The organism is Pseudomonas cerasi, from assembly GCF_900074915.1.
Lineage (GTDB): Bacteria > Pseudomonadota > Gammaproteobacteria > Pseudomonadales > Pseudomonadaceae > Aquipseudomonas > Aquipseudomonas cerasi.
Map to the genome: position 1 here is coordinate 1,745,931 of NZ_LT222319.1, position 25,429 is coordinate 1,771,359.

The following is a 25,429-nucleotide window of genomic DNA, read 5'->3' on the forward strand; positions in this document are numbered from 1 at the left end:
TCTCCATTAACAAGGGCATGGTCCAGTAACTGATAGAGGCACCGCCAACCCGCTAGGTTCAATCACGTTCCGCGGCGACGGTGTCGATTGACGCTCCCGGTCCAACCCTCTACCCTTCGCGGTTTGTTTCAGGTGCTCTGCAATCCCCGATTGGCAGAGTGAAACAGGGAAGCCGGTGTGGGTCGACAGATCCGATCCCGGCGCTGCCCCCGCAACGGTAAATGAGTCAAGGCTGTGCCTGACGCCACTGTGTTTCGACATGGGAAGGCGCGCAGCCGGGGTGACCCGCTCATGAGCCCGGAGACCGGCCTGAATCACTCAATGACATCACGGAGGGTGATGTTCTGTGCAGGGCGTTGCCGTGCTGTCCAGTGCTGTCCTTCCGTCTGTTGTCGCCTGCCCCGAGCGGAGAACCCAGATGAACGAATCCCCCGAACGCGACGAACGCCATCTGGCGCGCATGCAGCGCAAGAAAGCCGTCATGGACGAGCGTATCGCCAGCTCGCCCAACGAGTGCGGCCTGCTGCTGGTATTGACCGGCAATGGCAAGGGCAAGAGCAGCTCGGCATTCGGCATGCTCGCCCGCGCCATGGGCCACGATATGCAGTGTGGTGTGGTGCAGTTCATCAAGGGCCGCAACAGCACGGGCGAAGAAATGTTTTTCCGCCGTTTCCCCGAGCAGGTGCGCTATCACGTAATGGGTGAGGGCTTCACCTGGGAAACCCAGGATCGCCAGCGCGACATCGCCGCCGCCGAAGCCGCCTGGGCCGTGTCTCAGGAAATGCTTCGCGATCCGGCCATTGGTCTGGTGGTGCTCGACGAACTGAACATCGCCCTCAAACATGGCTACCTCGACCTTGAACAAGTGCTCAGCGACCTGCAGGCACGTCCGCCGATGCAGCATGTGCTGGTGACTGGCCGCGGTGCCAAAGCCGAATTGATCGACCTGGCCGATACCGTTTCCGAGATCGGCGTGGTCAAGCACGCGTTTCAGGCCGGTATTCGTGCGCAGAAAGGTATCGAGCTGTGAACCCTTCATCATTGAGCGCATTGCAATGAGAGCCCCGCGTGATTGTCCGGCGGTATTGATCGCTGCGCCTGCCTCCGGGCAAGGCAAAACCACGGTGACCGCCGCACTGGCACGCTTGCACCGCAACCAAGGGCGTAAGGTCCGGGTGTTCAAGTGCGGCCCTGACTTTCTTGACCCGATGATTCTTGAGCGGGCCAGTGGTGCGCCGGTCTATCAACTGGACATGTGGATGGTCGGTGCCGATGAAAGCCGTCGCCTGTTGTGGGAGGCGGCTGACGAGGCGGACCTGATTCTGATCGAAGGGGTCATGGGGCTGTTCGACGGCACGCCGTCGAGCGCCGACCTGTCCCGGCATTTTGGCGTGCCGGTACTCGGTGTGATCGACGGCACGGCCATGGCGCAGACGTTTGGCGCACTGGCGCTGGGCCTGGCGCGCTATCAGCCTGATCTGCCGTTCGCCGGCGTGCTGGCCAATCGCGTCGGCACGGTACGCCATGCGCAGTTGCTGGAGAACAGCCTGACCGAAGGCCTGCGCTGGTACGGCGCACTGTCCCGGGAAGTCGGCTTCGAATTGCCCAGCCGTCATCTGGGGTTGGTCCAGGCCAGTGAGCTCAATGATCTGGACGTGCGTCTGGACATGGCTGCTGCGGCGCTGGCCAGCACCTGTGAAGTGGCTTTGCCGCCGGCCGTGACCTTTACGGCGCCCGACCCGGTTCATGTTGAACCGCTGCTGCGCGGCGTACGCATTGCCATCGCACGCGATGAAGCCTTTGCCTTTCTGTATGGCGCGAGCCTGGAACTGCTGAGGAACATGGGCGCCGAGCTGAGTTTCTTCTCGCCGATCCATGATCGCGAGCTTCCCGAGGCCGACAGCCTGTACCTGCCCGGTGGCTACCCGGAGCTGCACCACGTGGCGTTGGCCGCCAATGGCACAATGCAGGCTTCGATCAGGGCTCACCATATTGCCGGCAAGCCGATTCTTGCCGAGTGCGGCGGCATGCTCTATTTGCTCGAAGCCCTGACCGATGTCGAGGGCGTGCGCGCCGAACTGGTCGGCTTGCTGTCCGGTGAAGCGGTCATGCAGAAGCGTCTGGCGGCGCTGGCCTTGCAGGCCGTCGAGCTGCCCGAGGGCACGCTGCACGGTCATACCTATCACCACTCGCTGACCAGCACCGAGCTGCAGCCGATTGCGCGTGGCGTCAGCCCCAATGGCGGGCGCGGCGCAGAAGCGGTCTATCGTTTGGGTCGTCTGACCGCGTCCTACGTGCATTTCTATTTTCCTTCCTGCCCCCGGGCGATTGCGGCGCTGTTCAAACCATGACCGAGCAAGCGTTCAGCCCCGAAGAGCGGGCTGCGGTGTACCGCGCTATCGCCGAACGTCGCGACATGCGCCACTTCATCGGTGGTACGGTCGCGCCCGAGCTATTGGCGCGCGTGCTCGAAGCCGCGCATCAGGCTCCCAGCGTCGGGCTGATGCAACCGTGGCGCTTCATCCGCATCAGCGACCCGCTATTGCGCGCCAGGATGCAGGCGCAGGTAGAGGAGGAGCGTATTCGTACCGCCGAGGCGCTGGGGGAGCGAACCGACGAGTTCATGAAGCTCAAGGTCGAAGGCATCAACGACTGCGCAGAAGTGCTGGTCGCCGCGCTGATGGAAGGGCGTGAGCAACACATTTTCGGGCGTCGCACCTTGCCCGAAATGGACATGGCATCGCTGTCCTGCGCGATCCAGAACCTGTGGCTGGCATCGCGTGCAGAAGGCCTGGGCATGGGCTGGGTGTCGCTGTTCGACCCCGAGGCATTGGCCGAACTGCTGGGCATGCCTGACGGCGCGAAGCCGCTGGCGATCATTTGCCTGGGGCCGGTCAAGGAATTCTATCCTGCGCCAATGCTGGTGATGGAAGGCTGGGCGCAGGCGCGTCCGCTGCACGAGCTGCTGTACGAGAATCAATGGGGAGTGAATCAATGAGTGTGGCGCTGTTGAGCGTCGCCGGGGTCGCGCTGGATGCGCTGCTCGGTGAGCCAAAACGATGGCATCCGCTGGTGGCGTTCGGCAACTTCGCCAATCGGGTCGAGCAGCGTTTCAACAGTGGCGGCCGTGGCTGGCGCAGTCACGGCGTTACCGCCTGGGTCATCACCGTTGTGCCGCTGACGCTGCTGGCAACGCTGCTGAGCTGGTTGCCTGGCGTGGGCTGGCTGTTCGAGATTCTGGCGCTGTATGGCGCGCTGGGCATGCGCAGTCTGGGCGAGCACGTTCAGCCGGTGGCGCAAGCGCTGCGCAGTGATGATCTGGTTGAAGCACGTCTGCGGGTCGGTTATCTGGTCAGTCGCCAGACCACTGAGCTGGACGCTACCGAAGTCGCCCGCGCAGCCACCGAGTCGGTGCTGGAGAACGGCAGCGATGCGGTGTTCGCGGCGTTGTTCTGGTTTGTCGTGGCCGGTGCGCCCGGCGTGGTGCTGTACCGGCTGAGCAATACGCTGGACGCCATGTGGGGCTATCGCAACGAGCGCTTTGAGCGTTTTGGCTGGGCTGCGGCGAAGATCGACGATCTGCTCAACTATATTCCCGCACGTCTTGTGGCATTGACTTACGCCTTGTTGGGCAAGACCCGACTGGCGCTGCGTTGCTGGCGTACGCAGGCTCCGGCCTGGGACAGTCCGAATGCCGGTCCGGTGATGGCCGCTGGCGCAGGCGCGCTGGGTGTCGAACTGGGTGGCGCGGCGATCTACCACGGCGAGTTGCATCAGCGTCCGCAACTGGGTGAGGGTGCGCCTGCCGACGCGGACTCGATCGATCGCGGCTGGCAACTGGTGCAGCGCGGCGTCTGGTTATGGCTGCTGGTCATCTGCGTGGCGGCTGAATTTTATGCTTGAGCACGGCGGGCGGTTGCGCGCGGCGGCGCAGCATTACGGTATTCAGCTAGCCGACTGGCTGGACCTGTCCACCGGGATCGCGCCCTGGTCGTGGCCCATCCCGGAGATTCCGACGCGTGCCTGGGCGCGGTTGCCCGAGACCGACGATGGTCTGGAAGCGGCGGCCTGCAGGTATTACGGTGTGTCCCGGTTATTGCCGGTGTCTGGTTCGCAGGCCGCGATTCAGGCACTGCCGCGGGTGCGCAGCGGGGGGCGAGTTGGCGTTCTGTCGCCCTGCTACGCAGAGCACGCGCATGCCTGGCGCAAGAACGGTTTCGTGGTCCGTGAGGTGGGTGAGCAGGAGGTCGACTACTTCCTCGACAGCCTGGACATACTGGTAGTGGTCAACCCCAACAACCCGACCGGTCTGCACCTGAGCGCCGAGCGCTTGCTGGAGTGGCATGCACGACTGGCCGAGCGCGGTGGCTGTCTGGTCGTCGATGAGGCGTTCATGGATAACACGCCGGGCATGAGCCTGGCGGCCGAAACGGGGCGCAGCGGGCTGATCGTCCTGCGTTCGTTTGGCAAGTTTTTCGGCCTGGCTGGCGTGAGGCTCGGTTTTGTCATGGCCGAGCCGGTGCTGTTGAGGATGCTGGCGCAGGAAATCGGCCCCTGGTCGGTCAGTGGGCCAACCCGGATCATCGGTCAGGTGTGCCTCAGTGATCAGCAGGGGCAGGCGCGTCAACGTGAGCGCTGTGACCAGGCCCGCGACCGGCTGGTGGCGTTGCTCGACCGCTACGCCTTGGCCCCGCAAGGCGGCTGTGCGCTGTTCCAATGGCTGGTGACCCCTGAGGCGCAGACGCTCTATGAGTTTTGTGCGCGGCGCGGCGTGCTGCTGCGTCTGTTCAAGGGTGACACCTCCGAGTCGTCCAGTCTGCGTTTCGGTCTGCCCCGCGACGAGGCCGACTGGCTGCGGCTGCACGATGTTCTGCTTGAATACCGCAAGGAATACCCATGAGCACGCTGATGGTACAAGGCACCACCTCCGATGCCGGCAAAAGCACTCTGGTGACGGCCCTGTGCCGCTGGCTGACTCGTCAGGGCGTCAAGGTCGTGCCGTTCAAGCCGCAGAACATGGCGCTCAACAGCGCGGTGACTGCAGACGGCGGCGAGATCGGCCGCGCGCAGGCCGTGCAGGCGCAGGCGTGCTACCTCGAACCGCACACCGACATGAACCCGGTGCTGCTCAAGCCCAACAGTGACACGGGCGCGCAGGTGATCATTCACGGCCGTGCGGTCACCACCATGAACGCGGTGGCGTATCACGGCTACAAAGAGATCGCCATGCAGGCGGTGCTGGAATCGCATAGGCGCCTGGGTGAAAGCTACCCGGTGATCGTGGTCGAGGGCGCGGGTTCTCCGGCCGAGATCAACCTGCGCGCCAACGATATCGCCAACATGGGCTTTGCCGAGGCGGTCGACTGCCCGGTGCTGCTGATTGCCGATATCAATCGTGGCGGGGTGTTTGCCCATCTGGTCGGCACCCTTGAGCTGCTGTCGCCCAGTGAGCAGGCGCGGGTCAAGGGTTTCATCATCAACCGTTTTCGCGGTGACATCGCCTTGTTGCAGCCGGGGCTGGACTGGCTGGAAGCACGCACCGGCAAGCCGGTGGTTGGCGTGCTGCCCTACGTGATGGACCTGCACCTGGAAGCCGAAGACGGCCTGGACCAGCGCCAGACCGACAAGGTCGAGCATGTGCTGAACGTGGTGGTCCCGGTGCTGCCTCGCATCAGTAATCACACTGATTTCGACCCGCTGCGCCTGCACCCTCAGGTCAATCTGCAGTTCATCGGTCCCGGCCAGGCGATTCCTCCTGCTGACCTGATCATTCTGCCCGGCTCGAAAAGCGTGCGCAGCGATCTGAACTACCTGCGCAACAATGGCTGGGACACCGCCATCGAGCGGCATTTGCGTTATGGCGGCAAGCTGATGGGGATCTGCGGCGGCCTGCAAATGCTCGGTGAGCAGGTGCACGATCCTCTCGGGCTGGAAGGCGCAGCCGGGTCCAGCGCCGGGTTTGGCCTACTGGCAATGAGCACGGTGCTGGAAGCGGAAAAGCAACTGCGCAATGTGCGCGGTCGTCTGACCCTGGAAAACGCCGAGGTCAGCGGCTACGAAATTCATGCCGGGGTAACGACAGGGCCGGCGCTGGAGCAGGCTGCCGTGCAACTAGACGACGGGCGTTGCGATGGCGCGCAGAGTGTCGACGGGCAGGTGCTCGGGACTTACCTGCACGGCCTGTTCGAATCACCTGCGGCCTGTAGCGCGTTACTGCGCTGGGCGGGGTTGGCGAACGTGCAGTCCGTCGACTATCACGCCCTGCGCGAGCGCGACATCGAACGTCTGGCGGACCTGGTGGAAAAACACTTGGACGGCCCATTGCTTCGCGAACTGTGTGACCTGGAGGCGAACTGAATGCTGCAATTGATCCTCGGCGGCGCGCGTTCCGGCAAGAGTCGCCTGGCGGAAAAACTGGCCGCCGACAGCACGCTGAAGGTGACCTACATCGCCACCAGTCAGCCTCTGGACGGCGAAATGAATCAGCGTGTTGCCAGTCATCGCGCACGCCGTCCCGAGCACTGGGGGTTGGTCGAAGAGCCGATCGAGCTGGCGCGGATGCTGCGCGAAAATGCGGCGCCCGATTGCTGCCTGCTAGTCGATTGCCTGACCCTCTGGCTGACCAATCTGCTGATGCTCGACAACCCCGAGCGCCTGCTTCAAGAACGTGAATCCCTGCTCGACAGCCTTGCCGGGCTGCCGGGTGAAATCATTTTTGTCAGCAACGAAACCGGGCTTGGCGTCGTGCCGCTCGGCGAACTGACCCGTCGCTATGTCGATGAAGCCGGCCTGTTTCATCAGGCGCTGGCCGAGCGTTGCCAGCGTGTCGTGTTGACCGTTGCCGGCTTGCCCCTGATGTTGAAAGGAACCGCGCTATGAGTAATTCCTGGTGGCTCAAGCCTGCACAGGCCATTGATGTACCGATGCGCGAGGCGGCACTGGCCCGTCAGCAGCAACTGACCAAACCCGCCGGTTCGCTGGCGCAACTGGAGCGCCTGGCGGTACAGCTGGCCGGTTTGCAAGGGCGTGAGCGTCCGGCCGCCGATCAACTGTGGATCGCGATTTTTGCCGCTGATCATGGTGTCGTCGCTGAAGGTGTGTCGGCGTATCCACAGGAAGTCACCGGGCAGATGCTGCACAACTTCGTCAACGGCGGCGCCGCGATCAGCGTGCTGGCGCGTCAGCTCTCCGCGCAACTGGACGTGGTCGATCTGGGCACTGTGTCGCCAATGGATTTGCCCGGGGTGCGCCATCTGCGCATTGGCGCGGGCACCGCCAATTTTGCCTACGGGCCGGCCATGAGTGTCGAGCAGGGGCTCGCTGCCCTGCAGGCCGGGCGTGACAGCGTATTGCGCGCCAAGGCTGTCGGCACTGAACTGTTCATCGGCGGCGAGATGGGCATCGGCAACACCACAGCCGCCAGCGCAGTCGCCTGCTCGTTGCTGGAGTGCGCTGCGCCGTTGCTGGTCGGACCCGGTACCGGGCTGAACGCCGAGGGCATTCAGCACAAGACTCATGTAATCGAGCGCGCACTGGCATTGCACGCCGATCAGGCGGGAGACCCGTTGAACAGCCTGTTCTGCCTGGGCGGCTTCGAAATCGCCGCGCTGACCGGTGCGTACCTGGCCTGCGCGCAGGAAGGTATTGCGGTACTGGTCGACGGTTTCATTTGCAGCGTGGCCGCGCTGGTAGCGGTGCGCCTGAATCCTTCCTGCCGCAACTGGCTGTTGTTCGGTCATCGGGGCGCCGAGCCGGGCCACCGGCATCTGCTGGAAACGCTGCAGGCCGAACCGCTGCTGGACCTCGGTTTGCGTCTGGGCGAGGGCAGCGGTGCCGCACTGGCTGTGCCGCTGGTACGCCTGGCGTGCGAGCTGCACAGCGGCATGGCGACGTTTGCCGAAGCTGCTGTGGCGGATCGCCCCGCATGACCTTGCACCTGGACCTGTTGCGGCACGGCGAAACCGAACTGGGCGGCGGCCTGCGCGGCAGTCTCGACGACGCGCTGACCGAGTCTGGCTGGCAGCAGATGCGTGCGGCGGTGGTCGATGGCGGCCCCTGGACGCGGATTGTCAGCTCGCCGCTGCAACGTTGCGCACGTTTCTCCGAAGAGCTGGCGCAGCGCTTGTCGTTGCCTCTGCACCTGGAGCCAGGTTTGCAGGAGCTGCATTTCGGCGACTGGGAAGGGCACAGCCCTGCGCAACTCATGGAAACCGATGCGCAGGGCCTGGGTCTGTTCTGGGCGGACCCCTACGCGTTCACACCCCCCAACGGCGAGCCGGTGCTGGATTTCTCGAGCCGGGTATTGAGTGCCATTGAGCGTCTGCATCAGGCTTACGCCGGTGAGCGCGTGTTGCTGGTCAGTCATGGCGGTGTCATGCGCTTGCTGGTGGCGCAGGCGCGTGGTTTGCCGCGTGAGCAACTGTTGCAGGTGGTGGTCGGGCATGGCGCGCTGTTGTCGATTCAGGTCGCTGCTGATCGCGTACTCACGGAGATCTGAGATGCTGCCGTTCTGGATCGCCCTGCAATTTCTCGGCAGCCTGCCGATCAGACTGCCCGGCATGCCGCGCCCTGAAGAGCTAGGACGCTCCTTGCTGTACTACCCGTTGGTGGGGGCGGTGTTCGGCACGCTGCTGCTGGGCTTCAACACCTTGCTCAGTGGTACGCCGCTCATGCTGCACGCCGCGCTGGTACTCAGTGCCTGGGTATTGCTCAGCGGCGGCCTGCATCTGGACGGTCTGGCCGACAGTGCTGACGCCTGGCTGGGCGGCTTCGGTGACCGTGAACGCACCTTGAAGATCATGAAGGACCCACGCAGCGGGCCTATCGCCGTGGTCACGCTGGTCCTGGTGATGATGCTCAAGTTTGCTGCGATTCTGGCGCTGATCGAGAGTCATGACAGTGTCTGGCTGCTGTTGGCGCCGGTGATCGGGCGCGCGGCCATGCTTGGGCTGTTTCTGGGAACGCCGTATGTGCGTTCCGGGGGATTGGGGCAGGCGCTCGCCGATCACCTGCCGCGTGGCCCTGGACGCAAGGTTTTGGCCGCCACTGCCATTGCGTGCGTGCTGCTCGCCGGCTGGTCAGGGGTAGCTGTATTGCTGGTCTGCGCCGTTTGTTTCTTCTGGCTGCGGCAGTTGATGATGCGCCGTTTGGGCGGCTGCACCGGCGATACGGCCGGGGCATTGCTCGAGCTGCTGGAATTGGCGGTGCTGCTGACGCTGGCGCTGCTTTGAGACCCTGCACAACGCTTTGTTGACAGCTTTTACCGGCAGCGCGTAGCTTCGCGAATCGCGGGTCAAACCATGTAACACAAAGCGCAGGGAGCTTAACCATGACATCGATCTGGCGTACCAGTGGCTGGGTTCTGCTGGGCAGTGCGTTGATTCTTGCGCTTTCGCTGGGTACGCGGCACGGCTTCGGTCTGTTTCTGGCACCCATGAGTGCCGAGTTTGGCTGGGGGCGTGAAGTCTTTGCCTTTGCCATCGCCCTGCAGAATCTGATGTGGGGCCTGGCGCAGCCCTTCGCCGGTGCGCTGGCAGATCGATTCGGGGCGGCGAAAGTTGTCTTCGTCGGCGGTGTGCTGTATGCAGCAGGTCTGCTGTGTATGAGTACCGCCGATTCTTCCCTCAGCCTTTCATTGAGCGCCGGTCTGCTGATCGGTATCGGTCTGTCCGGCACGTCGTTTTCGGTCATCCTGGGTGTCGTGGGGCGTGCGCTGCCTGCGGAAAAACGCAGTATGGGCATGGGGATCGCCAGCGCCGCCGGCTCATTCGGTCAGTTCGCCATGCTGCCCGGTACATTGGGTTTGATCAGCTGGCTGGGCTGGTCCGGCGCCTTGCTGGTGCTGGGTGTGATGGTGGCGTTGATCCTGCCTCTGGTGGGCATGCTCAAGGATACGCCGAGTGTATCCACCGGCGTCGAACTGACCGTCGGCGAGGCGCTGCGCGAGGCGTGCTCGCATTCGGGGTTCTGGCTGTTGGCGCTGGGGTTCTTTGTCTGCGGTTTTCAAGTGGTCTTCATTGGCGTGCACTTACCGGCCTATATGGTGGATCAGCACTTGCCCGCCAAGGTTGGCACTACAGTGCTGGCCCTGATTGGCCTGTTCAATATCTTCGGCACCTATACCGCAGGCTGGCTGGGCGGGCGCATGTCCAAACCCCGGTTGCTGACTGTGCTTTACCTGTTGCGCGCGGTGGTGATCGTGCTGTTTCTCTGGATACCCTTGAGCCAGACCACGGCGTATCTGTTCGGCGTGGCGATGGGCTTGCTGTGGCTGTCGACCGTGCCGCTGACCAACGGTACGGTTGCGACACTGTTCGGTGTGCGTAACCTGTCGATGCTGGGCGGCATCGTCTTTCTGTTTCACCAGTTGGGCGCCTTCCTCGGTGGCTGGCTGGCTGGGCGGGCTGGTGTATGACCGCACCGGCAGCTACGACCTGATCTGGCAAGTCTCGATCCTGCTGAGTCTGCTCGCGGCGGCGCTCAATTGGCCGGTGCGCGAGCGCCCGGTGGCGCGCTTGCAGGCGCAGGGCAGTCTGGCATGAGTCGGCGATGGCCTTTGCTGATGGCACTGCTGGTGGGCGCGGTGGTGCTGGGATTGCTCTGGTGGGCCTGGCAGCATGTCGGGCTCGCCGCTCTGCAATTGGGAATAGGCGCTTGCTAGGCAGACGCTCCGGCATGGGGTAGCGTGTCGGCAGACGACAACAATATTCAGGGCCGCCATGATGAACATTCGCTTTCTTTCGATCCCTCTTTTGCTGCTGGCCGTGAGCGGTGCAGCGATGGCTGCCGACTGCCCGCCATTGCTGCAAGGCGAATTGCCCAAGCTGCGCGCCAAGGAAAACATCGACCTGTGCAAACGCTTCGCCGGCAAGCCGCTGGTGGTGGTCAATACTGCCAGCTTCTGCGGCTTCGCCCCGCAGTTCAAAGGTCTTGAAGAGCTGAGTCAGCGCTACAAGGGGCAGGGGCTCGAGGTGTTGGGCGTGCCGTCCAATGATTTCAAACAGGAAGCCAAGGATGGTGAGGAGACCGCCAAGGTCTGCTACGTCAACTATGGCGTGACCTTCACCATGACCGAGCCGCAGGCGGTACGCGGTGACGATGCGACCCACTTGTACAAGGTGCTGGCCGAGCAGAGCAGTGCGCCGCGCTGGAACTTTTACAAATACGTGGTTGATCGCCAGGGCAAGGTCATCGCCAACTTCTCCAGCATGACCAAGCCGGATGATCCGGAGCTGATCGCAGCCATTGAGAAGGCGATTGCGTCGAAGCCTTAGGGGGCAAAAAAAGGGCGGTTTGAGTCTTGTTTGAATCGACCTGGCATCGCAAACCCTTGTGTGACGCGGAGTGCCACAAAGAGGACGCAGAGCGTCCAGAACTGCATGCCGACGCGGAGTGTCGGCACGCTAGTCAATCAGTGCAGGTCTGAGCGCTCCAGGCACACAATAAAAAAGCCCGCAACCATCACTGGTTGCGGGCTTTTTTCAGCCTGGCAGTTGCTATCAGAAGCGATAGGTAACCGAAGTGCCCAGGCCGTGAGCAGTGTTACGGTAGTCGGCGCTGTACGAACCTTTGGTCGCGCTGGAGTCGCGGATCTTGGTTTCGTCTTCACGCAGGTACGAGTACGCCACGTCGATGGTCAGGTCGTCTGTCGGGCTCCAGCCTGCACCGAAGCTGATGATCTTGCGATCGCCGGTCGGGATGCGTGGGGAGCGGTTGACGTTGTTGGTCGGCGACTGATCAACGGAGAAGCCGGTGCGCAGCGTCCACTCTTTATTGACCTTGTACGAAGCACCGATGGCGTGCGCCCAGGTGTCGTGCCAGTTCTGTTCTTCGGTGATGGTGCCGATTGGACCTGCGGAACCGCCCAGCAGGGCAGGGACGCCATCGTTGTTGACGGTGATGTCTTGCAGGCGGCTCCAGCGAGTCCAGGTACTGCCGGCGTAGACCGTCCAGTTCTCGTCGATCTGCTGGGTGATGGAGAAGTCCACGGACTCAGGTGTGGAGATGTCCAGCGAAGCGTCATACTTCTGACCGCCGAACGGACCAAAGCCCGAACCTTCGATCTTGGTCTTGCCCTTGAGCTTGTAATCGACCTTGGAGTGGTAAGTCAGGCCCAGGCGGGTGGTGTCGGTAGCCTGGACCAGAATGCCGGCATTGAAGCCGACTGCGGTGTCATCGCCCTCGATCTTCACCTTGCCGTCATTACGGCCCGGTGTTGCGGCGTTCAATGTTGCCGACGTCAGCTCGCCGTCGATACGGTTGATCGTCGGGCCGAAACCGATGGAGACCTTGTCATTGAATGCATAGCTGACAGTCGGCTGGAAAGTCACGACCTGGACGTGACTCTTGTCACCCCAGTAGCGGCCAGCGAAGCCTTTTTCGTAATCGGTGACCAGGCCGAACGGTACGTACACGCCCAGACCAAATGCCCAGTGATCATCGATTGGTTTGACGTAGTAGCCCATGGGTACGCCGACCACCGGAACCATATCGCCGTCGTTGCTGCCGCCAAATGTGCCACGACCGTTGTCGATGTCGGTCTTGGCGATCACGGCAGCTGCGCCTACGCTGATTTGTTCGCGTTTGATGCGGGACATACCGGCAGGGTTGCCGAATACGGTGCTTGCGTCATCGGCTGACGAGGAGCGACCTGCAAAGCCGGTGCCCATGCCGCTGATGCTTTGTTCGTTGAGGGCAAAGCCGGCAGCGAGCAGTTGAGAAGAGGCCAGACCCAGTGCGAGTCCAAGCGTTGTCCGGTTCAGTGCTTTTGTCATTATTTTCATTATTAGAACTCCTTGTTGTTCACCGGTCGAAAATTACCAACATTTTCGACGGCGCGCTATAGGCTGAGGAGCCCGATTTAGAGCTATTCTTGTAGGACAATCCCATCAAGGGAGTAGGAATTGCAATTTAGAGCAAGTTCCAGTGCAGCAGGCATTGTGTGATGCAGACGATACAAAGCGCGCATAAAAAAAAAAAAGCCCCGCCTTTGCAGTGCGGGGCTTTCGGCTTGCGGTGCAGCGTTTTCGTCAGGCGATGAGGGCCTGACGGGTACGCTCGATCACGGCCTGCAGCGGCTCGGCGCTGGCGTACTGATCGGGGTACAGGCGTTCGCTGTGGCGGGCGATGCCGTGTTCATTGACAATGGTGAAGCTGAAGCAGCCTTTGCGAGCGGCCATGATCAGGCAGTTCATCGGGGCAAAAGCGTTGGTCAATGTGTGAATTGCATGTTGAGTCTGAGTATTCATATTCAAGGTGTTTCCTGAAGCAACACGGAACAATACCGTGCAAAAATAAAGATTCCAGTAAACGCGGGCCGACATTTGATACAAAAGCCTGGCTGGGCGGAGAACCTGACTGGAACAAAGACAGGCAGTTGAAGCGCGCTTTATCGTATGGCGCTCTGGCTGACCGGTAGGTACTTAGGAGGGCAGGCAACACAACAGAAGCAAAGGTTCTACGCTCCGGGTGAAGATCCTGATCAATTGCAGGCTGGTTGAAGCAGACCATGAGAGCCATAACTGCACTGTCACCCCAAATGGTGCATCAGCGCGAGAGGTTCATGTCTGGAAACCATCGAGGTGGTCGATCCCTTGTTGCCAACATTCTCGTCGCATGGAGGAGTGTCTGTCGGGGGACTTGTCGACCGGAATTGATTTTCAGCTTGGTACTAACGGCGGCGATATTACCCGCCTCATCGAAACATTGCAAGTGGCAGTGAATGAATGTTCACCAGTGCCCGACCAGTCGATAGATCAGTACGGTAACCGATGCAACCATCGAGCAGCCCAGCAGGTAGGCGGCTACGGTCAGCCGTAGTGACCTGCGGCTTTCGATGGCGCGCATGATATCGCCTGTCGCGTTGATACGCCCGTTGCTCAGATCGCTGCAGATGATCAGCATCAGGGCAATCGCCGACAGCAGCACGCTGTAGGCGAACACGCCGCCGTCCGGGGGTGGCAGTACGATACTGACTGCCAGGGCAACGAGGCAGACGGCCAACAACAGCAGGAAGAACCTGGCGATCTCCTTCATGGATTCCTTCACTGAATCGTTGGTGAATTAGGGTGAGGTGCATTTTTGCCAGTGCTTGGACCGCGGCTTGTGCAATTTGTCGCCTGCGTCGCTTTCATTGTCCCGAATAATGCTCGAAATGCGTCGTCAGCCCTGTCGATCCAGCACCTGAAAACCTGCCGAAAGCCTTGTATTCATTGAGAATACGTTGCAATTGAGCAAACATTACATGACGCGTGAAATGATGAAAAAGGGGCATGCTCATGAGTTGTGCACATTAGCGGCACAAGCTGCCACATCACTGTCACAAGCGAAGCTAAGGGTTTGATTTATGATGGTGAATTATTAAGTCAATGAAAAACATCGTTTTTTTTAGCTGGTGAAAAAATCGTCAGTTTGAGCGCAGGCCCCATGCTGCTTGCGTTTGCGGAAGTTAAAGGGGGGTTGTCCACTGAGTTATCCACAGCTTCTGTGGATTGTCCCGCGCAAAATGTCCCCCTAATAGGGGCTGTATGCCGCGCTGAAAACGCGTACAATCCGTTCCCCCGATTTACCCCCGCCTGTTGATCCCGTCTCACCCGAGACGATGTTTCTGCTGCACTATCACGCTCTACCCAAACTGTCGCTGGCCCTTATTATTCAGCCCGCATGGAGTCTTTATGGCACTGGACCTGAACAGCCTGTTACTGGGGCTCGGCGCAGCAGCATTGCCCTTGCTGGGCCTGCTCTGGCATTTGCAGCGCCGTCTGGCCGCTCGCCAGGCCGAGAGCGCCCTGCTCGACGAGCGTCTGAGCATGGCGCAAATGGCGCAGGAGGGTCTCAATGCCCAGCTGGATGCGTGCCGTGACGAGGTCAGCGACCTCAGTCAGGCCAATGCGGCCAAGCAGGCTGACCTTGCGGCATTGCGCCGCGAGGTCGAGTTGCTGCGCCAGGAAAGCGATAACGCGCGCGAAACGGCGCAGGACTGGAATCATGAACGTGCCGCCAGAGAGGCGGAGTTGCGCCGTCTTGATGCGCAGTGTGCCGCGCTTAACGCTGAGTTGCGCGAACAGCAGGATGGCCATCAGCAGCGCCTGAACGATTTGCAGGGTTCCCGGGATGAACTGCGCGCGCAGTTCGCCGAACTGGCGGGCAAGATTTTCGATGAGCGCGAGCAGCGCTTCGCCGAGACCAGCCAGCAGCAGTTGGGCCAATTGCTCACGCCGCTCAAGGAACGTATCCAGTCGTTCGAAAAGCGTGTCGAGGAAAGTTACCAGAACGAAGCGCGCGAACGCTTCTCCCTGGCCAAGGAGCTGGAACGTCTGCAGCAGTTGAATCAGCGTTTGAGTGATGAGGCGACCAACCTGACACGCGCCTTGAAGGGGCAGAAGACCCAGGGCAACTGGGGCGAGTTGATCCTGGAGCGCGTGCTGGAGCATGCCGGGCTTGAAAAGGGCCGTGAGTACCAGACGCAAATCAGCCTCAAGGGGCCGGACGGTGAGCGCTTTCAGCCTGACGTGCTGATCATGTTGCCGGGCGACAAGCAGGTGGTGGTCGACGCCAAGGTCAGCCTGACGGCCTACCAGCAATATGTGTCTGCCGATGACGAGGTGATTGGACAGGCTGCGCTGAAGCAGCACGTACTGTCGTTGCGTAACCATGTCAAAGGCTTGTCGGGCAAGGATTACAAGCGCCTAGAAGGGCTTCACAGTCTGGATTTCGTTCTGCTTTTCGTGCCGATCGAAGCGGCTTTTTCTGCCGCCTTGCAGGCCGAGCCGAATCTGTTTCAGGAAGCCTTCGACCGCAACATCGTGATTGTCAGCCCCACGACCCTGCTGGCCACGTTGCGGGTGATTGACAGCTTGTGGAAGCAGGAGCGTCAGAGCCAGAACGCCCGTGAGATCGCCGAGCGGGCAGGCTGGCTATACGACAAGTTCGTGTTGTTCATCCAGGATCTGGATGAGGTGGGCAACCGTCTGCAACAGCTGGATAAGGCCTATTCGGCAGCGCGCAACAAGCTCACCGAAGGGCGCGGTAACCTGATCAGCCGCAGCGAACAACTCAAACTGCTCGGTGCGCGGGCCAGCAAGAGTCTGCCCGCCGATTTACTGGAGCGGGCGATGACCGATAATGATGGCCTGATCAGCCCGCCGGACTGAGCTGCTCGAATCGTCGGCGTAATGTTCAGTAACAGGCCGTCCGTCGCAAAGACTAGAAGCGATGCTGCACAACTGTCACATTGACTCCATCGGGAAAATTGTTTCCCGTAGCACTCGGCTAACAGTTCATTTGCTTCTATGATCTCTAGTGAGTGATGAGTACGGATTGACTGCCGGGTATTTCCCTCAAGGGGGCTCTATGAATAGCAAACTGCAAGAATGGCTCCACGATGTAGGCGTTGCACTGGGTCTGATAGAACGCCCAAAACTGCAACCCATTCCGGTTCGTGCCGACGACGATCGTCGCCGTCAACGCCGGTAAGCTTCTCGCCTGATCCTGGCCACAGGGTAGTGCGCATGTTGAGTTTCGTCGGGGCGCACAGGGCGTCCCGATACAAGAGCCGGCGTTAATGCTGATGCCCGGGCTCGTTCTTCGGCTCTATCGAGCCCTTTTCCGTCTCCTGCAATAAAATCAGTCCTATGATCCTGTGCAACGCAAACTGTCCGGGGCTGGCGATCACCGCTGTCCTGATGGTTTCCGTGAGTGTGAAGCCGAGGGCTTCCTTCAGTGCGAGGAAAAACAGCTCGATATCATCGTCATCAAGGGCCAGATCGGCGAGCGTGGCGTCATCCTGAATCGCACTCTTGTCCACTAGAATGATGCCTAGGGCGTTGAATACCTTTTGCCTGATCTCTTCGCGATTCATGAAAGCCCCTGATGTGGATCTTGTCAGATACAACAGGCGTACTTCATTTCTCCAGCCCAGACCCATGAGGCTAGCTCAAATCGCCGCTGCGGCTGTGGATTGCCCCGCCGTTATGGTGCCGATTTGTTTAAAATGCAGGGCTGTTCGACAGGCGGTTGGTGGCAACGCTGATTCGTTGTGCTGTGCAGCACCTTTAACCTTGTGAGATTGACCGAGTACTGATCCATGTCCCGCGCCCGTTGTGAGCGTTGTCTGCGTCCTGCCACGCATTGTCTGTGCGCCCTGATTCCGCAGCTGGACAGCCGCACGCGAGTGTTGATCCTGCAGCATCCCGATGAAGTCGGCCATGCCTTGAACACCGCCCGACTGGCCGCGCTCGGTCTGGTCAACGCGCAGTTGTTGGTGGGCGAAGTGTTCGACGATCTGCAGCAGATTCTGAATCCGCCCGGCTATCAGCCTCGATTGCTGTTTCCGGGTGAGGCTGCGCAGACGCTGACGCCTTATGCACAGGATTCACTGCCCATGCTGCTGGTCGTGCCGGATGGCACGTGGCGCAAGGCGCGCAAATTGCTGCACCTCAACCCCTTGCTCGCCGAGCTGCCAAGGGTGACGCCGGGCGCTGCGCCTGTTTCGCGTTATCGCTTGCGCAAGGCGCCGGGCCCGGAAGCCTTGTCGACGCTCGAGGCCATCGTGCATACCTTGCAGACGCTGGAAGCACCTGACTCGTTCGAGGCCTTGCTGAGGCCGTTCGATGCGTTGATCGAAGGTCAGATCCAGGCGATGGGCAGTGAGACCTACCAGCGCAATCACGGCCGCCAGGGATAAGGAACACAATTCGCGCCGTTAACTGCACCCAGCTGTAACTGTTGCTTTGCCGATCAGCGCCTAGAATGGATGTTCTGTTCTATCTCTTGCGGAAGTTGCAATGCACATCTCGTCTGGTCGCTGGGTCTATGGCCTCTGTCTGTCACTGTTGACCGCGCTGCTGTGGGGCATTTTGCCGATCAAGCTCAAGCAGGTGCTGCAGGTGATGGATCCGGTGACCGTGACCTGGTTCCGTCTGGCTGTGTCCGGGGCGCTGTTGATCATCTGGCTGGCGTCGGTCAAACGCCTGCCCAGTTTCAAGGTGCTGGGACGCAAGGGCAGGGTGCTGGTCGGGCTGGCCGTGTTCGGTCTGGTCGGCAACTATGTGCTCTATCTCATTGGCTTGCGGCTGCTGAGCCCGGGTACCACGCAATTGCTGGTTCAGGTCGGTCCAATTTTTCTGTTGATCAGCAGCATCTTTCTGTTCAAGGAGCGTTTCAGTCTGGGGCAGGGCATCGGTCTGGCGGTGCTGCTGGTGGGCTTCGGGTTCTTTTTCAATCAGCGGCTGGTGGAGCTTTTCACCTCGTTGGGCGATTACACCCTGGGCGTACTGGTGGTGCTCCTGGCCTCGACCATCTGGACGTTCTACGGGTTGAGTCAGAAGCAGCTTCTGACGGTATGGAATTCGCTGCAGGTGATGATGGTGATCTACCTGTTTTGCGCCCTGTTGCTCACGCCGTGGGCGCACCCTGCCGAGGCGTTGCTGTTGAGCCCGTTACAGGGCTGGCTGCTGCTGGCCTGCTGTCTGAATACGCTGGTGGCTTACGGTGCGTTCGCTGAAGCGCTGGCGCACTGGGAGGCCTCGCGGGTCAGTGCGACGCTCGCGCTGACGCCCTTGGTCACGCTGACCGCCGTGGCGGTTGCCGCCTGGCTGTGGCCGGATTACGTGCAGGCTGAAGAGTTGAACATGCTGGGTTATGGCGGTGCGCTGCTGGTGGTGGCCGGATCGGCGCTGACGGCGCTTGGCCCGTCGCTGGTCGCCGGTCTAAGGGCCCGCAAGGCGCGGCTGGCGCAGGCCTGACTTGCGGGTGGTGGGGCAGATCAGCGTCTGCCCAGCCCCTGCGCCTGAATAATCCACTCCTGACGCTGCTGTTCGCTGGCGTTGTGTACCGGGGCAAACTCGGTCAGACGTTTGGTCTTTATCCCGCAAAAGCCGAGTATGGTCCGCACCATCTGCCGGTGAGCCGGCGCGCCGTATATCCAGTGAAAGTAGCGTGGCGGCGTGTCCATGGCGACCATCAGCTCCGCCGTCCGGCCTCGGAGCAGCTCATTGGATGAATGCTTGCGACCATGCACCTTGAACGCAAAACCGGGTGTCAGCACGCGGTCGAAAAAGCCCGTCAGTAATGCCGGCAAACCGCCCCACCAGACCGGATAGACGAAGACCAGATGCTCGGCCCAGTGGATCTGGCGCTGGGCTTCGAGCAGGTCGGGCTCAAGTGTCTGAGTCTGATCGTAGCCGTTGTGCAGAATCGGATCGAAGTCCAGTTCGCCGAGCTTGATAACCCGCACTACATGCCCTTCGCCCCGTGCCGTCTGCGCATACGCGTCACCCAGCGCGTGGCAGAAACTGATGGTCTTCGGCGTACCGTAGACCATCAGGATTCGTTTGCCATTGCCCTCCAGAGGCGTTGCGCCGCTTCTGGCATCAGCCATTACTGCCTGCCTCGAGCATTTTGTCCGGCCGCACCCAAGCGTCGAACTCTTCATCGGTCAGGTAGCCGAGGGCCAATGCCGCTTCGCGCAGGGTCAGCCCCTCGGTGTAGGCTTTCTTGGCAATCTGCGCCGACTTGTCATAGCCGATATGCGGATTGAGTGCGGTGACCAGCATCAGGCCGCGCTCCAGGTGTTCAGCCATTTTTTCGCCATCCGGCTCCATGCCCGCGATGCAGTGCTCGTTGAAATTGCTGCAGCCATCGGCCAGCAGTCGAATCGACTGCAGAATGTTATGAATGATCACCGGTTTGTACACGTTGAGTTGCAGGTGACCCTGACTGGCGGCGAAACCGATGGTCACGTCGTTGCCCATGACCTGGCAGGCCAGCATCGACAAAGCCTCGCACTGGGTCGGGTTGACCTTGCCGGGCATGATCGAACTGCCGGGCTCGTTGGCGGGCAGTCTGACTTCTGCCAGCCCTGCACGCGGGCCTGAGCCCAGCAGACGCAGGTCGTTGGCAATCTTCATCAACGTACCGGCCAGCGTCTTCAGTGCGCCGGACATCGCTGCGAGCGGCTCATGACCGGCCAGCGCGGCGAACTTATTGGGCGCCGTGACGAACGGCAGACCGGAGAGGGCGGCGAGTTCTGCTGCAATGGCCTCGGCAAAGCCCTTGGGCGCATTGAGTCCGGTGCCGACTGCTGTCCCGCCCTGAGCCAGCTCGTAAACGGCGGGCAGGGCGGCGCGAATGGCTTTTTCCGCGTAATCGAGTTGCGCGACAAACCCGGACAGCTCCTGACCGAAGGTGATCGGCGTTGCGTCCATCATGTGCGTGCGCCCGGTCTTGACCAGCTTCATGTGCCGCGCGGCCTGTTCGGCCAGCCCGCTGGACAATTCGGCGATGGCGGGCAGCAGCTGCGCCTTGACCGCCTGAGCTGTGGCGATGTGCATGGCCGTCGGGAAGCAGTCATTGGAGCTTTGCGAGCGATTGACATGATCGTTGGGGTGGACCGGCGACTTGCCGCCACGACCCTGGCCAGCCAGTTCGTTGGCGCGGCCTGCGATCACCTCGTTGACGTTCATGTTGCTTTGCGTGCCACTGCCGGTCTGCCAGACCACCAGCGGAAATTGCGCGTCATGCTGACCATCGAGCACTTCATCGGCGGCCTGTTCGATCAGGCGGGCGATGTCGGCAGGCAAGTCGCCATTTCGATCATTGACACGTGCAGCAGCTTTCTTGATCAGGGTCAGCGCGTGCAGGACGGGCAACGGCATTCGCTGGTCGCCAATCGCAAAATTGATCAGTGAGCGTTGGGTCTGCGCGCCCCAGTAGGCATCTTCGGGGACTTCGATCGGGCCAATGCTATCGGTTTCGGTGCGGCTCACTGGTCTTACTCCTTTAAGTGCGTTGCAGGGTTAGGTGTCCATATGCCCACAGGGTTCCCGCGCAGTGCTTTTTAACCGCTGGGTGAACCGGGGGTTGAGCCAAAAGCCCAGATAAGCGCAGAATGGTCGGCCCTGGGGTAATGCCTCGTTTGCTAGATAAGGAAACTCGATGACCCGTCTTCGTGCCATTTGTACCGCGGTAGCCCTGGTCTGTGCCAGCGGCCAGGTCTTCGCCGACACCGCCAGTCACAACGCGAGCGCCGAAACGTTCCTGAAGCTTGCCAACGCCGATCGCCTGGGCGCTCCGGTCTACGCTCAGGTTCAGCAGATGTTCGCTCAGCGTTTTGCTGAAACCAAGGCACCTGCATCGAAAAAAGCCCTGCTTGAAACCTATCAGGCCAAGGCCAACACCGCTCTGGACCAAGCCATTGGCTGGAACAAGCTCAAGCCCGAGATGGTCAAGCTGTACACCGCCAACTTCACCGAAAGCGAGCTGAAGGATCTGGTTGCGTTCTACCAGTCGCCACTGGGCAAGAAAGTGATGACCAAGATGCCTGAGCTGGCTCAGCAGTCGGCCCAGCTGACTCAGAGCAAGCTGGAAAGCGCTGTTCCGGTCGTCAACAAGCTGCTGGCTGACATGACTGCCGAACTGGAACCTGCCAAGGCAGCTGCTCCGGCTCCGGCCAAAAAGCCCTGACAGGCGATTTCCATCATGACCATGCAACAACGAATCGAGTCGGCGCTTGCGCTGCTGCAACCGCATCATCTGCAAGTGCTCGACGAGAGTCATATGCACAGTCGTGGCCAGCAGACCCATTACAAGGCTGTTCTGGTCAGTGATCAGTTTCAGGGCTTGAACTCGGTCAAGCGGCATCAGAAGGTCTACGCCACGCTGGGCCCGCTCATGGGCGAGTTTCATGCGCTGGCGTTGCACACTTACACGCCTGAAGAATGGTCGAAGGTCGGTGCAGCGCCTGCTTCGCCGACCTGCGCCGGCGGGCACTGATCAGGGCTTTTTACTGATCCGGCCCCCTTGCCGGGGGCGATTGCCCCGCCGAGCTGTCTGCTGTACTCCGGTTTTTGCTAGAATCCGCACCGCGCCGCCTGGCCGGTGCGTTTTTTTGGTCCGCAATTTTTTACCCGGTAGGCCCTTTGCGAGGGTCGCCACTGGAGAGATACATGACTCAAGAGCCGATGACTCAGCCGATCGTCGTGGCCGCGCTGTACAAGTTCGTCACCCTCAGCGATTACGTGCAGCTGCGCGAGCCGCTGTTGCAGGCGATGGTCGACAATGGCATCAAGGGCACGCTGTTGATCGCCGACGAGGGCATCAACGGCACCGTGTCCGGCAGCCGCGAAGGCATCGATGGTCTGATGGCGTGGTTGAAGAACGACCCGCGTCTGATCGACATCGATCACAAGGAATCCTACTGCGACGAGCAGCCGTTCTATCGCACCAAGGTCAAACTCAAGAAAGAGATCGTGACCCTTGGTGTCGAAGGCGTCGACCCGAACAAGAGCGTCGGTACTTACGTCGAGCCCAAGGACTGGAACGACCTGATCAGCGATCCCGAAGTGCTGCTGATCGATACTCGCAACGATTACGAAGTCTCGATCGGCACCTTCGAGGGCGCCATCGATCCGAAGACCACGTCGTTTCGAGAGTTTCCGGAATACATCAAGGCGCATTTCGACCCGGCAGTACACAAGAAGGTCGCCATGTTCTGTACCGGCGGCATCCGTTGCGAAAAAGCCTCGAGTTACATGCTTGGCGAGGGCTTCGAAGAGGTCTATCACCTCAAGGGCGGCATTCTCAAGTACCTGGAAGAGGTCCCCGAGCAGGAAAGTCACTGGCGCGGCGAGTGTTTCGTGTTCGACAATCGGGTCACGGTGCGTCATGACCTGACCGAAGGCGATTATGATCAGTGCCACGCGTGTCGCACGCCCATCAGTGCCGAGGACCGCGCCAGCGAGCATTACTCGCCTGGCGTCAGTTGCCCGCATTGCTGGGATTCGCTGAGCGAGAAGACGCGACGTAGCGCCATCGACCGGCAAAAGCAGATCGAACTGGCCAAGGCACGTAACCAGCCTCATCCGATCGGTCGTAACTATCGTTTACCCTCCGAGGCCTGAGCCATGTCTGCCCGCCTGATCTATGTCATGGACCCGATGTGCTCCTGGTGCTGGGGCTTCGCCCCGGTTGCCGACGCGTTGGTGCAACAGGCTCGGGCGGCGGGTGTGCCGCTGCATCTGGTCATGGGCGGTCTGCGCTCCGAAGGTGCTGCGCTGGAGCCGGCCAAGCGTCGTTACATTCTTGAGCACTGGCAGGCGGTCGAAGAGGCCACCGGCCAGCCGTTTCTTCGTGAAGGTGCGCTGCCGGAAGGGTTTGTCTATGACACCACACCCGCTTGTCTGGCCGTCACTGCAGCAAGGCAGCTGGACCCTGACCGCGCCTGGGCACTGGTCGGGCTCATTCAGCGTGCGTTCTACAGCGAGGCCCGGGACGTGACGCGTCCGTCAGTGCTGGCCGAACTCGCCGAGCAGACAGGGCTGTCGCGTCAGGCATTTGCCGATGAGTTCGAAAGTCCGCAGCGGCAGGCGGCCACCGCCGCCGATTTCGCCTGGGCACAGGATCTGGGCATCGCCGGCTTCCCCACCCTGCTGGCCGAGCGCAACGGTCAGTTGGCGCTGCTGACCAACGGTTATCAGCCACTGAGCAGCCTTTCGCCCTTGCTGGGTCGATGGCTGGAGCGTGCAGCCAGTGCATGATGAAGTGCCTGAGGCTGCCCGACAGTCGCACACCACGCGCAGCGATGCGCTGAGCTGGGCCGAGATCCGTCGTCTCGCCCTGCGGCATAAAAAAGCCCTGTGGCTGGCCAACGGTGTCGCAGTGCTGGCCACGCTGTGCAGCGTGCCTATCCCGTTGCTGCTGCCGTTGCTGGTCGACGAGGTGTTGCTGGGCCGTGGCGATGCTGCGCTCAAGGTCATGGATCACTTGCTGCCTGGCAACTGGCAAAAGGCGGCGGGCTACATTGGTCTGATGCTGTCGTTGACACTGGTGCTGCGGGTCGGGGCGCTGGTGTTCAACGTGCTGCAGGCGCGGCTGTTCGCCGGGCTGGCCAAGGACATCGTCTATCGTATCCGGCTGCGGCTGATCGAACGGCTCAAGCGTATTTCCCTGCGTGAATACGAAAGCCTGGGCAGTGGCACGGTGACCACACACCTGGTCACCGATCTGGATACGCTGGACAAGTTCGTCGGTGAAACCCTCAGTCGTCTGCTGGTGGCCACGCTGACGCTGGCAGGCACTGCGGGCATTCTGATGTGGATGCACTGGAAGCTGGCGCTGCTGATCATGCTGTTCAACCCGCTGGTCATCCTGCTCACGGTGAAACTGGGCAAGCGTGTCAAGCACCTCAAGAAGCTGGAGAACGACAGCACGTCGCGGTTCACCCAGGCACTGAGCGAGACGCTGGATGCGATTCAGGAGGTTCGGGCGGGTAACAGACAAGGCTTCTTTCTGGGACGCCTGGGCGTACGTGCGCAGGAAGTGCGTGATTACGCGATCAATTCACAATGGAAAAGCGACGCCTCGGGCCGTGCCAGCGGGCTGCTGTTCCAGTTCGGTATCGATATCTTTCGCGCCGCAGCAATGCTTACCGTGCTGTTCTCGGACCTGTCCATCGGGCAGATGCTCGCGGTGTTCAGCTACCTGTGGTTCATGATGACGCCAGTCGAGCAATTGCTGAACCTGCAATACGCCTACTATGCGGCAGGCGGTGCCCTGACACGCATCAATGAGTTACTGGCGCGCGCCGACGAGCCGCAATATGCCGGCGGTACTGATCCGTTCGAGGGTAAGGAAACCGTCGGGGTCGAAGTGCGTGGCCTGACTTTCGGTTATGGCGAAGACCTGGTCCTGGACCAGTTGAACCTGAACATCGCGCCGGGAGAAAAGGTCGCCATTGTCGGTGCCAGTGGTGGCGGCAAGAGCACGTTGGTGCAGTTGCTGCTGGGGCTCTATACAGCGCGCACCGGGGTGATCCGTTTTGGCGGTGTCAGCCAGCAGGATATCGGCCTGGAAACCGTGCGCGAGAACGTCGCCGTGGTACTGCAGCATCCGGCGCTGTTCAACGACACCGTGCGCGCCAACCTGACCATGGGCCGCGACTGTAGCGATGAAGCCTGCTGGCGTGCGCTGGAAGTTGCGCAACTCGATTCTGCGATCCGCGATCTGCCACAAGGTCTGGACAGCGTGGTCGGACGCTCCGGGGTCAGAATGTCGGGTGGCCAGCGCCAGCGCATGGCTATCGCACGCATGGTGCTGTCCGACCCCAAAGTAGTGATCCTCGATGAGGCCACCTCGGCGCTGGACGCTGCCACCGAATACAACCTGCATCAGGCGCTCGCACGTTTTCTGCGCAATCGCACGACGCTGATCATTGCCCACCGCCTCTCGGCCGTGAAGCAGGCCGACCGGGTACTGGTGTTCGATGGCGGGCGTATTGTGGAAGATGGTGACCATCAGCAGTTGATTGCCGATGGAGGTCTGTACGCCAAGCTGTACGGACATTTGCAACAAATCTGATGCGCGAAGCCTCTATCAGCGCACAGGTTGGCTCGATTACGGGAGAATCACCTGCCATCATGGGCGAATTTAGCCT

Annotated in this window: 27 protein-coding genes, 1 pseudogene and 1 riboswitch; of the genes and pseudogenes, 22 read left to right on the forward strand and 6 right to left on the reverse strand. The window is 61.1% G+C overall.

What is annotated here, in order from left to right; all coding sequences use genetic code 11:
* The first annotated feature begins 113 nt into the window (after positions 1 to 113).
* Positions 114 to 327: riboswitch (cobalamin riboswitch) on the forward strand.
* A 91-nt stretch (positions 328 to 418) separates the two neighbouring features.
* The 13 genes and pseudogenes from cobO (at position 419) to PCPL58_RS10510 (ending at position 11,273) form a co-directional block, all read left to right on the forward strand.
* Positions 419 to 1,030 carry a cob(I)yrinic acid a,c-diamide adenosyltransferase gene (gene cobO / locus PCPL58_RS10450; protein ID WP_003369640.1) on the forward strand — a complete coding sequence of 204 codons (612 nt, stop codon included), beginning with the start codon at positions 419 to 421 and terminating at the stop codon, positions 1,028 to 1,030.
* Positions 1,031 to 1,055: 25 nt separating this feature from the next.
* Entirely contained in the window at positions 1,056 to 2,351 is a 1,296-nt protein-coding gene (locus tag PCPL58_RS10455; RefSeq protein WP_044309727.1) for a cobyrinate a,c-diamide synthase, read from the forward strand.
* A complete protein-coding gene (gene bluB, locus PCPL58_RS10460; RefSeq protein ID WP_065349361.1) occupies positions 2,348 to 2,998 on the forward strand; it encodes a 5,6-dimethylbenzimidazole synthase in 651 nt (216 codons plus the stop codon). The genes PCPL58_RS10455 and bluB overlap by 4 nt, the downstream gene beginning before the upstream one ends.
* On the forward strand, positions 2,995 to 3,903 hold the full coding sequence (gene cbiB, locus PCPL58_RS10465) for an adenosylcobinamide-phosphate synthase CbiB (protein WP_065349362.1): 909 nt from the start codon (positions 2,995 to 2,997) through the stop codon (positions 3,901 to 3,903). The genes bluB and cbiB overlap by 4 nt, the downstream gene beginning before the upstream one ends.
* Positions 3,896 to 4,900: a threonine-phosphate decarboxylase CobD gene (cobD, locus tag PCPL58_RS10470; RefSeq protein WP_065349363.1), complete on the forward strand. Its 1,005-nt coding sequence runs from the start codon at positions 3,896 to 3,898 to the stop codon at positions 4,898 to 4,900. Before cbiB ends, cobD begins: the two co-directional genes overlap by 8 nt.
* A complete protein-coding gene (locus tag PCPL58_RS10475; protein ID WP_065349364.1) occupies positions 4,897 to 6,357 on the forward strand; it encodes a cobyric acid synthase in 1,461 nt (486 codons plus the stop codon). Before cobD ends, PCPL58_RS10475 begins: the two co-directional genes overlap by 4 nt.
* Entirely contained in the window at positions 6,358 to 6,879 is a 522-nt protein-coding gene (cobU, locus tag PCPL58_RS10480; RefSeq protein WP_065349365.1) for a bifunctional adenosylcobinamide kinase/adenosylcobinamide-phosphate guanylyltransferase, read from the forward strand. It begins immediately after the preceding gene.
* On the forward strand, positions 6,876 to 7,928 hold the full coding sequence (gene cobT / locus PCPL58_RS10485; RefSeq protein WP_044309730.1) for a nicotinate-nucleotide--dimethylbenzimidazole phosphoribosyltransferase: 1,053 nt from the start codon (positions 6,876 to 6,878) through the stop codon (positions 7,926 to 7,928). The genes cobU and cobT overlap by 4 nt, the downstream gene beginning before the upstream one ends.
* Positions 7,925 to 8,497 (forward strand): alpha-ribazole phosphatase family protein, encoded by a 573-nt coding sequence (cobC, locus tag PCPL58_RS10490; RefSeq protein WP_003434382.1) that lies wholly within the window; start codon positions 7,925 to 7,927, stop codon positions 8,495 to 8,497. The genes cobT and cobC overlap by 4 nt, the downstream gene beginning before the upstream one ends.
* A 1-nt stretch (position 8,498) precedes the next feature.
* Positions 8,499 to 9,230, forward strand: coding sequence for an adenosylcobinamide-GDP ribazoletransferase (locus tag PCPL58_RS10495; RefSeq protein WP_065349366.1), 732 nt, complete (start codon positions 8,499 to 8,501; stop codon positions 9,228 to 9,230).
* A gap of 98 nt (positions 9,231 to 9,328) precedes the next feature.
* Positions 9,329 to 10,541: pseudogene (locus tag PCPL58_RS10500) on the forward strand (MFS transporter).
* The gene (locus PCPL58_RS32320; protein ID WP_065349367.1) at positions 10,538 to 10,660 is read left to right on the forward strand and encodes a hypothetical protein; all 123 of its coding nucleotides are present in this window, start codon (positions 10,538 to 10,540) and stop codon (positions 10,658 to 10,660) included. The pseudogene PCPL58_RS10500 and the gene PCPL58_RS32320 overlap by 4 nt, the downstream one beginning before the upstream one ends.
* 61 nt (positions 10,661 to 10,721) lie before the next feature.
* Positions 10,722 to 11,273 (forward strand): glutathione peroxidase, encoded by a 552-nt coding sequence (locus PCPL58_RS10510; RefSeq protein ID WP_065351036.1) that lies wholly within the window; start codon positions 10,722 to 10,724, stop codon positions 11,271 to 11,273.
* 225 nt (positions 11,274 to 11,498) lie between these two features.
* Here the strand turns inward: PCPL58_RS10510 and PCPL58_RS10515 are convergent, their stop codons facing one another.
* The 3 genes from PCPL58_RS10515 to PCPL58_RS10525 form a co-directional block, all read right to left on the reverse strand.
* Entirely contained in the window at positions 11,499 to 12,782 is a 1,284-nt protein-coding gene (locus PCPL58_RS10515; protein WP_080336618.1) for an OmpP1/FadL family transporter, read from the reverse strand.
* 246 nt (positions 12,783 to 13,028) lie between these two features.
* Positions 13,029 to 13,247: a hypothetical protein gene (locus tag PCPL58_RS10520; protein ID WP_002554588.1), complete on the reverse strand. Its 219-nt coding sequence runs from the start codon at positions 13,245 to 13,247 to the stop codon at positions 13,029 to 13,031.
* Positions 13,248 to 13,728: 481 nt separating this feature from the next.
* Entirely contained in the window at positions 13,729 to 14,034 is a 306-nt protein-coding gene (locus PCPL58_RS10525) for a hypothetical protein (RefSeq protein ID WP_003369674.1), read from the reverse strand.
* Positions 14,035 to 14,786: 752 nt separating this feature from the next.
* Here PCPL58_RS10525 and PCPL58_RS10530 point away from each other — a divergent pair.
* Positions 14,787 to 16,151, forward strand: a complete 1,365-nt coding sequence (locus PCPL58_RS10530) for a DNA recombination protein RmuC (protein WP_161429162.1) — start codon at positions 14,787 to 14,789, stop codon at positions 16,149 to 16,151.
* A gap of 199 nt (positions 16,152 to 16,350) precedes the next feature.
* Positions 16,351 to 16,473: a PA1414 family protein gene (locus PCPL58_RS32325; protein ID WP_003418154.1), complete on the forward strand. Its 123-nt coding sequence runs from the start codon at positions 16,351 to 16,353 to the stop codon at positions 16,471 to 16,473.
* An 85-nt stretch (positions 16,474 to 16,558) separates the two neighbouring features.
* Here the strand turns inward: PCPL58_RS32325 and PCPL58_RS10535 are convergent, their stop codons facing one another.
* Positions 16,559 to 16,858: a hypothetical protein gene (locus PCPL58_RS10535; RefSeq protein ID WP_065349368.1), complete on the reverse strand. Its 300-nt coding sequence runs from the start codon at positions 16,856 to 16,858 to the stop codon at positions 16,559 to 16,561.
* A 225-nt stretch (positions 16,859 to 17,083) separates the two neighbouring features.
* Here PCPL58_RS10535 and PCPL58_RS10540 point away from each other — a divergent pair, with 225 nt between their 5' ends.
* The gene (locus PCPL58_RS10540) at positions 17,084 to 17,683 is read left to right on the forward strand and encodes a tRNA-uridine aminocarboxypropyltransferase (protein WP_065349369.1); all 600 of its coding nucleotides are present in this window, start codon (positions 17,084 to 17,086) and stop codon (positions 17,681 to 17,683) included.
* A gap of 100 nt (positions 17,684 to 17,783) precedes the next feature.
* Complete coding sequence (locus PCPL58_RS10545) at positions 17,784 to 18,743, forward strand: DMT family transporter (protein ID WP_065349370.1); 960 nt, start codon at positions 17,784 to 17,786, stop codon at positions 18,741 to 18,743.
* 20 nt (positions 18,744 to 18,763) lie between these two features.
* On the opposite strand, the gene PCPL58_RS10550 is transcribed toward PCPL58_RS10545, so the two are convergent.
* Positions 18,764 to 19,378, reverse strand: coding sequence for an NAD(P)H-dependent oxidoreductase (locus PCPL58_RS10550; RefSeq protein WP_065349371.1), 615 nt, complete (start codon positions 19,376 to 19,378; stop codon positions 18,764 to 18,766).
* Positions 19,371 to 20,765 carry a class II fumarate hydratase gene (locus PCPL58_RS10555; RefSeq protein WP_065349372.1) on the reverse strand — a complete coding sequence of 465 codons (1,395 nt, stop codon included), beginning with the start codon at positions 20,763 to 20,765 and terminating at the stop codon, positions 19,371 to 19,373. The genes PCPL58_RS10550 and PCPL58_RS10555 overlap by 8 nt, the downstream gene beginning before the upstream one ends.
* Before the next feature lie 169 nt (positions 20,766 to 20,934).
* Between PCPL58_RS10555 and PCPL58_RS10560 the strand changes: the two genes are divergently transcribed.
* The 5 genes from PCPL58_RS10560 (at position 20,935) to PCPL58_RS10580 (ending at position 25,353) form a co-directional block, all read left to right on the forward strand.
* A complete protein-coding gene (locus tag PCPL58_RS10560; protein WP_003314637.1) occupies positions 20,935 to 21,462 on the forward strand; it encodes a DUF2059 domain-containing protein in 528 nt (175 codons plus the stop codon).
* A gap of 15 nt (positions 21,463 to 21,477) precedes the next feature.
* The gene (locus tag PCPL58_RS10565) at positions 21,478 to 21,771 is read left to right on the forward strand and encodes a BolA family protein (RefSeq protein ID WP_003369688.1); all 294 of its coding nucleotides are present in this window, start codon (positions 21,478 to 21,480) and stop codon (positions 21,769 to 21,771) included.
* Between the two features lie 188 nt (positions 21,772 to 21,959).
* The gene (gene trhO, locus PCPL58_RS10570; RefSeq protein ID WP_042930799.1) at positions 21,960 to 22,898 is read left to right on the forward strand and encodes an oxygen-dependent tRNA uridine(34) hydroxylase TrhO; all 939 of its coding nucleotides are present in this window, start codon (positions 21,960 to 21,962) and stop codon (positions 22,896 to 22,898) included.
* Between the two features lie 3 nt (positions 22,899 to 22,901).
* Complete coding sequence (locus PCPL58_RS10575; RefSeq protein ID WP_003434392.1) at positions 22,902 to 23,534, forward strand: DsbA family protein; 633 nt, start codon at positions 22,902 to 22,904, stop codon at positions 23,532 to 23,534.
* Positions 23,527 to 25,353, forward strand: coding sequence for an ABC transporter ATP-binding protein (locus PCPL58_RS10580; protein WP_065349373.1), 1,827 nt, complete (start codon positions 23,527 to 23,529; stop codon positions 25,351 to 25,353). The genes PCPL58_RS10575 and PCPL58_RS10580 overlap by 8 nt, the downstream gene beginning before the upstream one ends.
* Positions 25,354 to 25,429: the final 76 nt, after the last annotated feature.